Source organism: Pseudoalteromonas sp. SWXJZ94C (assembly GCF_015864385.1).
Classification (GTDB): Bacteria; Pseudomonadota; Gammaproteobacteria; order Enterobacterales; family Alteromonadaceae; genus Pseudoalteromonas.
Genome location: NZ_JADYXF010000102.1, coordinates 1 through 3,359 on the forward strand (window position 1 = coordinate 1; position 3,359 = coordinate 3,359).

The following is a 3,359-nucleotide window of genomic DNA, read 5'->3' on the forward strand; positions in this document are numbered from 1 at the left end:
CGCTTTAGCATTTACTATGATGTGGCTACCAATGTGGGCTGATTAATATATATACTACAAAGATCAACAGCCCCTAGTATTTCGCCTCAGAGCGTATTGCTATATTGCGCTACGCACTAATCTAGAAGCAATGCTTTCAGTGCCACCGAATGATTTATTTAACCATTTACTATGATTAAAAAAATGAGCACCTGATTTAGAAACCAAATGAACGCCTTGGACAATCACAGCGTGAAAGCCAGTATGATCTATTTCTAATTGAGACTCTGATAAATCAGGAAGTTCATCACAAACAAATACAATGTAAGCTCCAACTTCCTTAAACAACCACATTGCTGACGTTTGCTGTCTAATTAATTTACGAGCGTTTGCGATTTGAACTTTAATATCTAGCTTAGAATCAAAATCCTTAACGACTAAAACATATTTAGCTAATTGAGTCTTTTTCAATAAACATAAGCTTAAATCTGCGCTTGTAGGAATCGATTCGGAATAAACCTCAGGATAAAAAGAGTTTTTGATATTGTTAACAATGTTCACCTAACCGCCTTGTGCTTTGTAGCGCCCCAATAGAGGCTAATAATTTTTTGCTAAAATGTGAAACAAAGCAAAACTTAGCAAATTGCTTTTAGTCCAGCTCGGTTGGTTTGTAAGGTGCAGTTTACTCATAATTATTGCGAATAAATGCCCACACTGCAGCTATTTCTCCACTATACCAATATTCAAAACCATCAGCAGGATTCCATAAAATAGCTGATGATTTTTCAGCTACCCAACCCAGTAAATTGCCAACACTGTCATCCCCAAACCACAATATACTTTCAAATTTAGCTGGATACCACTCTTGCTCCCTAAGCCACTTATTTAGAGTAATTACACCGCACCTATCGGGATCAATATCGTTGAGTGGTAAAACAAACCAAACTCCAACTTCATCTTTAAAACCATTGGGTAAATAACGTCTAATCTCAGTTGGGAATTATCACTAATATCCACAATGCACCTATTAAGGCTGTAAAATAATTTCAACAGCCAAACTTAACTAAAAAAAGAGTTTATAGAATCAACGCTAAGCGTTTTTAAAGCATTAGGCAATACATTCTAAAACCATAAAGCAGGCTGTTTCCCTTAAAAAAGCAATTCTACGGTCTCAACTTCTTGTTACTTTTACCACGTTTTTTGGCTAGATAAAAACAACCTAAACCGATTACAAATACAATACCTGATGCATTACTGCCATTTAGGAATGCAATAGTGCTGCTTAAAAGTATTACGATTGAAATAAAGTATAAAGAATAACTAGAAAATAAGCCTTTTCCTTTACTCGCTTTACCAAATAATAATGACAATGAAACCAACAAAAGCGGAAAAGCAACAACAATACTTAGAATAAATAATGCTTCATCATCGCCAACGTAAGTCATGAAAAAAATACTACCAGAAAAAAGCAAACATAAAATACCAATAAATACTCTGGCATTACTTGAAACTTCTCTTGTTAAATCATGCGGGTTTGGTCTAAACACATAAATCCTTGTAAAACGTAATGAGCTGTAGATAAACTCGTTTTTAATTTATTCATTATTTGCTTTTTATTAGTAAACAAACCATAGCCGAGTTCCTATTTTGGTTCAATAAATTGCTATATGTTTAAGCAGAATGTAAAAAGAGTTTGCTGTTGTTTTAATAAGCTTTTTGGAAAGAACTACTAATTTTTTAGCGGCTTTTATTGAGATTAAAAGGATCTACCCTTCTTTAGTACATCGTGTTTTGCAACTTTTCTATATTATGAACAAGGTAGTACATTTACCATTGCGTATTCACTTTAGCTTGACCCTGTAAGATCAGCTAAATACTTCAAAAAAGAACAGTACTTTTTACTGTGATATTCGGCTGGTTGTAAACATAATACCTTTACTGAAGATCTAGCACTCACCACCTTATTAATTAACTATTTAAATAATACCTTATTCAAAACCCAAATCATGGAAAACACCCGATACTTTATTTTCATTCAATCGCCACGGTGGTAGGCCAAGCCAAATGCTTAATAATTTAGTATCACTACTGTAAGCGTTGACCGAAAACATTGTTTTTTCTAGGTGGCTATTTTCTATATACGTAGTGGGATTTATAAACACTGTTTGCATAGGGATAAAAAACCAGCTATCAATAAGTGCATGCTGCTTACCAGAATAGCGAAAGTTATGACCACTCATAAAAAAAATACTTAGGGTTATAAATGTTAATGCTATTTTTAACCCAATATGACCTTTTTGTTTTAGTTTAGGAAGCACAAAACATAATAACCAACAAAACAAAAATAGCGCGAACGCCAGCCACTGAGAGACATTAGAAGGTTTGACAATCACTTCTAGGGCATCACTACCACCTGCAAAAAAAATTGGCACCTGCACACTAGCAATAAGTAAAAATGCTACCATCGAAACACAAATAAAAAGTGCGATAGATACAACCGATTGCTTGTTCATTAGTATTTAAACCCTATACCGACAACATTAGTATTGTTTTTACTTGGAGCTGGCCGCGTAATAGATTTCCCCTTTACCATCAATAAGGAAGAATTGCTGCCATCTAAAAATATAGCGTTGTAAGCTGTCTTATTATGCCCTTCCCTCAAGAATATCTATTACATTTTTATTTCCCATTGCATTCGACAAAGCGAAGGCAGATTCACTAATATAAGCACCACTTTTAACAAGAAATGATATTAGATCCACGCTCTCAGGAATTAGTAATAATGATTGATGTAGTGGATTTATACCCTCACTATTATAAATATCTAAATTTGCACCCGCTTGGGCAAACAACTTAACAGTAGTAAAATCATTATTTCTTATGGCGTAATGAATTGGTGCGTTGCCGTAAACATCAACTGCATTTACATTAACCCCTTTTGAAAGTAGTAACTTAATTAACTGTTCATCAGCTATTTTGCCTATAAATATCGTAGCTTGATGAAGTAGGTTCCATTGTTCTTTTTCGGTTTTATTTTCAAAAGAAAGCCCATTTAAGAAACACCTTTCTAAAAAAATAGCATTCCCTTTGTTAATTGCTTTAACAACATCTCGGTTACTGAACTCAAACACGACCTCTCCTGAGATATAACGCCATTATCTTTATTACGATTAGAAGTTATTGTTAGTAGTACTTACCACCACTTATCAAGTTGTTTCATTTTGTTATAAATTTCAGATAACTCTATTGAGCAACTAGGGCGTGTTGATCTTTGCGGTATAAAAAACAAACAGCATGAGGATAAGGTATAATTGAATTCGCTAAAAAACGTTACACCGAACCCTCATGCCAAGATTAATGTTAACAGACGCGACATGGAA

5 protein-coding genes are annotated in these 3,359 nt (G+C 34.1%); all 5 read right to left on the reverse strand.

Annotated elements, in window-relative coordinates:
* Positions 1-99: 99 nt before the first annotated feature.
* Entirely contained in the window at positions 100-540 is a 441-nt protein-coding gene (locus tag I6F65_RS21030) for a hypothetical protein (RefSeq protein ID WP_197114759.1), read from the reverse strand.
* A gap of 121 nt (positions 541-661) precedes the next feature.
* Positions 662-814, reverse strand: coding sequence for a hypothetical protein (locus I6F65_RS21035; RefSeq protein ID WP_197114761.1), 153 nt, complete (start codon positions 812-814; stop codon positions 662-664).
* Between the two features lie 328 nt (positions 815-1,142).
* Positions 1,143-1,526, reverse strand: a complete 384-nt coding sequence (locus I6F65_RS21040) for a hypothetical protein (RefSeq protein ID WP_024609671.1) — start codon at positions 1,524-1,526, stop codon at positions 1,143-1,145.
* Between the two features lie 441 nt (positions 1,527-1,967).
* A complete protein-coding gene (locus I6F65_RS21045; protein WP_197114764.1) occupies positions 1,968-2,492 on the reverse strand; it encodes a hypothetical protein in 525 nt (174 codons plus the stop codon).
* A 132-nt stretch (positions 2,493-2,624) separates the two neighbouring features.
* Positions 2,625-3,110 (reverse strand): ankyrin repeat domain-containing protein, encoded by a 486-nt coding sequence (locus I6F65_RS21050; RefSeq protein WP_197114766.1) that lies wholly within the window; start codon positions 3,108-3,110, stop codon positions 2,625-2,627.
* Positions 3,111-3,359: the final 249 nt, after the last annotated feature.